The organism is Nocardioides sp., assembly GCF_035547795.1.
Lineage (GTDB): Bacteria > Actinomycetota > Actinomycetes > Propionibacteriales > Nocardioidaceae > Nocardioides.
Genome location: NZ_DASZUF010000039.1, coordinates 1 through 7,313 on the forward strand (window position 1 = coordinate 1; position 7,313 = coordinate 7,313).

Annotated in this window: 6 protein-coding genes and 1 pseudogene; 2 read left to right on the forward strand and 5 right to left on the reverse strand. The window is 70.1% G+C overall.

Going from position 1 to position 7,313, the window contains the following annotated elements:
• Positions 1 to 207: 207 nt before the first annotated feature.
• From VHA72_RS03255 to VHA72_RS03270, 4 genes are read right to left on the reverse strand one after another with little or no spacing between them, the layout of a single operon-like run.
• Positions 208 to 1,152 carry a sulfate/molybdate ABC transporter ATP-binding protein gene (locus VHA72_RS03255; protein ID WP_325573012.1) on the reverse strand — a complete coding sequence of 315 codons (945 nt, stop codon included), beginning with the start codon at positions 1,150 to 1,152 and terminating at the stop codon, positions 208 to 210.
• Positions 1,149 to 1,952 (reverse strand): sulfate ABC transporter permease, encoded by an 804-nt coding sequence (locus tag VHA72_RS03260; protein ID WP_325573013.1) that lies wholly within the window; start codon positions 1,950 to 1,952, stop codon positions 1,149 to 1,151. The genes VHA72_RS03255 and VHA72_RS03260 overlap by 4 nt, the downstream gene beginning before the upstream one ends.
• Positions 1,945 to 2,787: an ABC transporter permease gene (locus VHA72_RS03265; RefSeq protein ID WP_325573014.1), complete on the reverse strand. Its 843-nt coding sequence runs from the start codon at positions 2,785 to 2,787 to the stop codon at positions 1,945 to 1,947. The genes VHA72_RS03260 and VHA72_RS03265 overlap by 8 nt, the downstream gene beginning before the upstream one ends.
• The gene (locus tag VHA72_RS03270) at positions 2,784 to 3,797 is read right to left on the reverse strand and encodes a sulfate ABC transporter substrate-binding protein (protein WP_325573015.1); all 1,014 of its coding nucleotides are present in this window, start codon (positions 3,795 to 3,797) and stop codon (positions 2,784 to 2,786) included. Before VHA72_RS03270 ends, VHA72_RS03265 begins: the two co-directional genes overlap by 4 nt.
• A gap of 207 nt (positions 3,798 to 4,004) precedes the next feature.
• On the opposite strand from VHA72_RS03270, the gene VHA72_RS03275 reads away from it, so the two are divergent.
• Together VHA72_RS03275 and VHA72_RS03280 are read left to right on the forward strand one after the other, a co-directional pair.
• Positions 4,005 to 5,972, forward strand: a complete 1,968-nt coding sequence (locus tag VHA72_RS03275) for a 2-oxoacid:acceptor oxidoreductase subunit alpha (RefSeq protein ID WP_414689748.1) — start codon at positions 4,005 to 4,007, stop codon at positions 5,970 to 5,972.
• Positions 5,972 to 7,063, forward strand: coding sequence for a 2-oxoacid:ferredoxin oxidoreductase subunit beta (locus tag VHA72_RS03280; protein WP_325573017.1), 1,092 nt, complete (start codon positions 5,972 to 5,974; stop codon positions 7,061 to 7,063). Before VHA72_RS03275 ends, VHA72_RS03280 begins: the two co-directional genes overlap by 1 nt.
• 33 nt (positions 7,064 to 7,096) lie before the next feature.
• Here the strand turns inward: VHA72_RS03280 and VHA72_RS03285 are convergent.
• Positions 7,097 to 7,313: pseudogene (locus VHA72_RS03285) on the reverse strand (EamA family transporter RarD); the annotation flags it as partial.

Here is a 7,313-nt window from a genome sequence, read left to right on the forward strand (position 1 = left end):
TGCCCACCGTCGTCACCGAGCGGACCGCCCACGAGGACGCCTGGCAGCCGCACTGAGCGCCGGCCGCAGGCCGTCCACCCACCCGCCAAAGTGTCACCGTGACACTTCGCGGTGCGGGTGTCACTTCGCAACTGTCACCCGCCACCCGAACTGTCACGGTGACACTTTGGGGAGGGGGCGGCGACACTTTGGGGAGCAGGCGGCCAACTACGCGGGTACGGCGGCCAGGAACACGGTCGACCCCTCCCCGACGCCCAACCGTCGCGCGTGCGTCCGGGTGAGCTCCACGGTGACGACCTCGCCGGCATCGGTGAGCACCGTCAGGCGCACCTCGAAGCCGATCCGCAGCACCCGCGACACCGTCCCCTCGACCGCATCGGGCCCCAGCGGCGTGGGCGAGACGTCGATGTCGTGCGGACGCACCAGCCGGCCGCCCAGCGTCGTGACGTCGCCCAGGAAGCCCATCACGAAGTCGTTCGCGGGCGCGTCGTAGAGCTGGTCGGGGGTACCCACCTGCTCCACCCGGCCGGCGTTGATCACCACGATCTCGTCGGCGACCTCGAGCGCCTCCTCCTGGTCGTGGGTGACGAAGACGGTGGTCACGTGCACCTCGTCGTGCAGCCGGCGCAACCAGTCGCGCAGCTCCTTGCGGACCTTCGCGTCCAGCGCCCCGAACGGCTCATCCAGCAGCAGCACCGACGGCGAGACCGCCAGCGCGCGGGCCAGCGCCATCCGCTGCCGCTGGCCGCCCGACAGCTGGGAGGGCAGCCGGTCGGCGAACTGGGCGAGGTGCACCAGCTCCAGCAGCTCCGCCACCCGCGCCTGCACCTCCGGGCGGGGGTGCTTGCGGATCTCCAGCCCGAAGGCGACGTTCTTGGCGACCGTCATGTGCTTGAACACCGCATAGTGCTGGAAGACGAACCCGACGTTGCGCTTCTGCGGCGGCAGATGGGTGGCCTCGACGCCCTCGATCGCGACGGTGCCGGCATCGGCCGTCTCGAGGCCGGCGATGATCCGCAGGAGCGTCGACTTGCCGCCGCCGGAGGGCCCGAGCAGCGCCGTCAGCTGCCCGGTCGGCAGCGAGACCGAGACGTCGTCGAGGGCGACGAAGTCGCCGTACTTCTTGGAGACCCCACGGACCTCGATACTCATGACTTCTCCCCCAGGGAACGAAGCAGCGCGACGATCACCAGGCACACGACCCCGGCGAACGCCAGCAGGAAGGACAGGGCATAGGCCTCGTGCGGCGCGAACTGACTGCGCGCCTCCACGAGGGTGGTGGCGGTCATCGACTTGCCCGCGATCCGGGAGCTGACCACCTTGACCGCGCCGAACTCGCCCAGCGCACGCGCCAGCGAGAGCACCAGGCCGTAGACCAGCGCCCAACGGATGCCGGGCACCGTGATCCGGCGGAACGTCTGCCAGGTGCCGGCGCCCAGCGAGCGGGCGGCCTGCTCCTGGTCCTCGCCGAGCTCCTCGAGCACCGGCACGACCTCGCGGATCACCAGCGGCAGCGTGACGAAGCAGGTCGCCAGCACCATGCCCGGCGTGGCGAAGACGATCTGCACGCCGGCCGAGGACAGCGGCTTGCCGAACCAGCCGTACGCCGGGCTGTAGACCAGCATCAGGGCCAGGCCGACCACCACCGGCGACACCGACAGCGGCAGGTCGATCAGCGCGGAGAGCACCCGCCGCCCGGGGAACCGATAGCGCACCAGAACCACCGAGAGCCAGACCCCGAAGACGACGTTGATCGCCACCGCGATCACCGAGACCCGCGCCGTCACCTCCAGCGCCGAGGTCACCTCCGGCAGCCGCAAGAGGTCCCAGAACGCGCCGAAGCCGCCGACGAAAGTGTTCTTAGCGACGTACCAGGTGGGCCAGAGCACCAGCAGCCACAGGTAGCCGACCACGATCAGCCGGCGCAGCCACCTGCCGCCGAGGCTAGCCATGGCGCGCCACCCGTCGCTGCACCACGTCCAGGACGAGGATCGCCAGCAGCGCGACCACCAGCAGCACGGTGGCCAGGGCGGCCGCGGACTCGGTGTTGCTCTGCTCGATGAACGCGAACAGCCGCACCGAGACCGTCTCCGTCCGGTGCGGGCTGTTGGAGGAGAGCAACACCAGCGACCCGTACTCGGACAGCCCGCGCGCGAACGACAGCGACGCTCCGGCGAAGATCGCCGGCAGCACCGCCGGCAGCACGATCCGGCGCAGCACGGTGAACCGAGCCGCGCCGAGCGAGGCGGCCGCGTCCTCCACGTCGGTGTCCAGTTCCTCGAGCACCGGCTGCACGGTGCGTACGACGAACGGAAGCGTCACGAACGCGATCGCGACCAGGATGGCCTTCTGCGTGGTCGGCGCCCAGTGCAGCCCCAGCGGGCTGTGCGGCCCGTAGAGGGAGAGCAGCACCAGGCCGGCCACGATGGTCGGCAGCGCGAACGGGATGTCGATGACCAGGTCGACGACGACCCGGACCTTGCCCCACAGCCACTCGCCCACACCGGCCGCACCGCCCACCCGCCGGGGCCGGTCGCGGACCAGCTCCCAGGCGATCAGCGTGCCGAGCACGACGTTGACGACGGTGACGAGCACACTCATCTTCACGGTGAGCAGCAGCGCGTCCCGCGTCTCGCTCTCGGTCAGCACGTGGCCGAACGTCGCCAGGCCGCCGCCGGCCGCCTTCACCACGATGGCGGCCAGCGGGATGAGGACGAGCAGGCTGAACCAGATCATCGCGGCGCCGAGCCCGAGCCCGGCGCCGCGGTCCAACCGCCGGCGGCTCACTGGCTGCTGTCGGCCTTCAGCTTCGTGAGGATGCCGTTGGTCTCGTCGAAGTACTTGGTGTTGGCCGCGTCCCAGCCGCCGAAGTCCTTGTCGATGGTCTGGAGATTCTGGATGGTCGGGAACGGGTTGCTCGGGTCGTTGGCGCCCTTGACGCTTACCTGGCCGACGTCGACGCCGGGCAGCGCGCGGAAGCCGGTCTCGACGTAGAGCTTCTGGCCGGCGGCCGACTTCTGGAAGGCGAGGAAGTCATCGGCCGCCTTCGGGGCGCCCTTGACCACCGCGCACGGGTTCTCGATGAGCAGGCTGGTGCTCGGGTCGACGTAGTCCAGCTTCTGGCCGGACTGACGGGCCAGGATGACCTCGTTCTCGTAGGAGAGCAGCACGTCGCCGGTGCCGTTCTCGAACGCCGTGGTGGCGTCGCGGCCGGAGCTCGGCCAGGACACGACGTTGGCCATGAACTTCTTCATGTCGGCCTGGGCGCCGGCGTCGCTGCCGGTCTCCTTCAGGTAGGCACCGTAGGCAGCCAGCAGGTTCCACTTCGCCGAGCCCGAGGAGCCGGGGTCGGGGGTGACGATCTTGACGCCCGGCTTGAGCAGGTCGTCCCAGGTCTGGATGTTCTTGGGGTTGCCCGACTGGACGCCGAAGACGACCACCGAGTCGGTGCAGATGCCGTGCGTGGCGTTGTCGGCCCAGTTGGAGGCGACCTTGCCCGCACTGGCCAGCTTGGCGACGTCGGGCTGCAGGGAGAGGTGGACCTCGTCGGCCGCCTGGCCGCCCAGCACCGCGTCCCGCTCGGTCCCGGACGCGCCATAGGAGCCCTGGAGCTGCCAGCCCTTGCCGGCGGCAGTCTTCTCGAACGCCGCGAACACCTTCTGGTTGGCCTGCTCCATCACGGAGAAGCCGACGATATTGAGCGTTCCCGAGCTGCTGGAACCGGAGTTGCTGCCGCATCCGGTCAAGGCCAGCACCCCGGCCGCGACGAGGGCGGCCGTGACCTTGATCGACTTCATTGGGGTCCTCTTCTCTCGCTGTCCGACGCCAGTCGATTAACTAGCGTTTCTTTGCAATGTCGCGCATCCTACGCGACTTAACTCCGATTGTGCGATTCCTTCGGCCGTGCGAGCGTGAGATGGACCACGCCTTGTCAGGGATGGACAGGATGCGGTAGGTCGCGCGCGGCGCATTACTCTGGTAAGTCGCGTGGGCCTCGCGCCGAGATCCGGTGTGGATCGCGGTCGCGAGCAGAGGCCCAGCTCAATCGAAGGGGAAGCACAACCGTGGGCAAGCAGGTCAAGGAACTGGATCGCGTCGTCATCCGGTTCGCGGGTGACTCCGGCGACGGGATGCAGTTGACGGGTGACCGGTTCACCCAGGAGTCGGCGGTCTTCGGCAACGACCTGGTCACGCTGCCGAACTTCCCCGCCGAGATCCGCGCTCCTCAGGGGACGCTGCCGGGCGTGTCGTCGTTCCAGGTGCACATCGCCGACCACACGATCCTGACGCCGGGGGATGCGCCCGACGTACTCGTCGCGATGAACCCGGCCGCCCTCAAGGCGAACCTGGGCGACCTGCCCAAGGGCGCGGCGATCATCGTCGACACGCACGACTTCACCGCGCGCAACCTGCAGAAGGCCGGGTACGACGCCAACCCGCTCGAGGCGCTTGGCGACGCCGCCGGATCCGATCAGGCGGGCCCGCTGGGCGAGTACCAGGTGCACCCGGTCGACCTGACCGGGATGACCGTCGAGGCGGTCAAGGAGTACGGGCTCTCCCGCAAGGACGCGGCCCGGGCGAAGAACATGTTCGCCCTCGGCCTGCTCTCGTGGATGTACGGCCGTCCGACCGAGCCGACCGTCTCCTTCCTGGAGAAGCGGTTCGCCAAGGTGCCGGCGATCCGGGACGCGAACATCGCGGCGTTCAAGGCGGGCTGGAACTTCGGCGAGACCACCGAGGCGTTCGCCGTCTCCTACGAGGTCAAGCCGGCCCCGATGACGCCGGGCACCTACCGCAACATCACCGGCAACCTGGCGCTGGCCTACGGCCTGGTCGCCGCCGGCGTCCGCAGCGGCCTGCCGGTGTTCCTGGGGTCCTACCCGATCACGCCGGCCTCCGACATCCTGCACGAGCTGAGCAAGCACAAGGCCTTCGGCGTCACGACGTTCCAGGCCGAGGACGAGATCGCCGGCGTCGGGTCGGCGATCGGCGCCTCCTTCGCCGGCGCCCTCGGCGTGACCACCACCTCGGGCCCGGGCATCGCGCTGAAGTCCGAGGCGATCGGGCTCGCGGTGATGACCGAGCTGCCGCTGGTGGTCGTCGACGTCCAACGCGGCGGCCCGTCGACGGGCCTGCCGACCAAGACCGAGCAGGCCGACCTCCTGCAGGCGAGGTACGGCCGCAACGGCGAGGCGCCGCTGCCGATCATCGCGCCGGCCTCGCCGGGCGACTGCTTCGACGCCGCCTTGGAGGCGGCCCGGATCGCCGTCACCTACCGCACCCCGGTGATGCTGCTCTCCGACGGCTACCTCGCCAACGGCTCCGAGCCGTGGGCGATCCCGGCCGTCGACGAGTTGCCCGTCATCGAGCCGAACTTCGCCACCGAGGTCAACCACGACGGCAAGTTCTGGCCCTACCAGCGCGACGACGCCACCCTGGCCCGGCCGTGGGCCGTCCCCGGCACCCCGGGCCTCGAGCACCGGATCGGCGGCCTGGAGAAGGCCGACGGGCACGGCAACATCTCCTACGACCCGGCCAACCACGACCTGATGGTCCGCACCCGCGCCGCCAAGATCGAGCGCATCGCCGAGTCGCTGCCGCCGCTGGTCGTCGACGACCCGTCCGGCCCCCCGGGAGCAGGCGCCGCGAAGGTGCTGGTCATCGGCTGGGGCTCGACCTACGGCCCGATCGGCGCCGCGATCCGCCAGGTCCGCCAGGCCGGCTTCGACGTCGCGCAGGTCCACCTGCGCCACCTCAATCCGTTCCCGAAGGACCTCGGGGACATCCTCAAGTCCTACGACAAGGTGCTCGTGCCCGAGATGAACATGGGCCAGCTCTCGATGCTGCTGCGGTCGAAGTACCTGGTCGACGCGATCGGCTTCAACGTCGTCCGCGGCCTGCCCATCAAGGCCGCCGAGCTCGCCGACGCGATCACCGCTCTCATGGCCGACCGAACCGAGGAGACGCACTGATGACCGAGTCGACCACCGAGCTGGGCATCCCCACCTTCCGCTCCGGCGTCGAGCTCGTCCCGACCACGGACGCCGCCCAGTCGGCCAAGGAGTACACCTCGGACCAGGAGGTCCGCTGGTGCCCCGGCTGCGGCGACTACGCCGTACTCAAGGCGGTGCAGGGCTTCCTGCCCGAGCTGGGCCTCAAGCGCGAGAACATCGTGTTCGTCTCCGGCATCGGCTGCTCCTCGCGGTTCCCGTACTACCTCGACACCTACGGCATGCACTCGATCCACGGGCGGGCGCCGTCGATCGCGACCGGCATCGCCACCGCCCGCCCCGACCTGTCGGTGTGGGTGGTCACCGGTGACGGCGACTCGCTCTCGATCGGCGGCAACCACCTGATCCACGCGCTGCGCCGCAACGTGAACATGACGATCCTGCTGTTCAACAACCGGATCTACGGGCTGACCAAGGGCCAGTACTCCCCCACCTCCGAGGCCGGCAAGGTCACCAAGTCGACCCCGGTCGGCTCCATCGACACCCCGTTCAACCCGGTCTCGCTGGCGCTGGGCGCCGAGGCGTCGTTCGTGGCCCGAACGGTCGACTCCGACCGCAAGCACCTCTCCGCGGTCCTCGCCGCCGCGGCCGCCCACCGCGGCACCGCGCTGGTCGAGATCTACCAGAACTGCCCGATCTTCAACGACGGCGCGTTCGACGACCTCAAGGGCCCCGACACCAAGGCCGACGCGATCATCCCGCTGGTGCACGGCGAGCCGATCCTCTTCGGCGCGGAGCAGGAGAAGGGCCTGATCCGCGACTCCGTGACCGGTGGCGTCAAGGTCGCCCGGGTGGCCGAGGTCGGGCTGGAGAACATCCTGGTCCACGACGCACACAACCCGGACCCGACCACGGCGTTCGCGATCTCGCGGCTGACCGACGCGGGCGTGCTGCACCAGTCGCCGATCGGGATCTTCCGCCAGGTCCAGCGCCCGACGTACGACGACCAGGCCCGCGAGCAGATCGCCACCGCCCAGGCCACCACCCCCGCCGGCCCCGAGGAGCGCCTCGCGGCGCTGCTCAACGCCGGCGACACCTGGACGGTCGTCTGAGACACCCGCCGGCCGCCCGGCCGCCCGGACCGGTCAGTCCGCGGCCGGCGCCGCGACGGGTGACCGGCGACGCCCGCGCAGCGCGTCCCAGGTGAAGACCGCGAGCGCCACCCACACGATCGCGAAGCCGAGCCAGCGGCCGGTCGACATCTGCTCGTGGAAGTGCAGCACGCCCAGGCCGAACTGCAGGATCGGCGCCAGGTACTGCAGCAGTCCGATCGTCACCAGCGGGACCCGGGTCGCGGCCGCG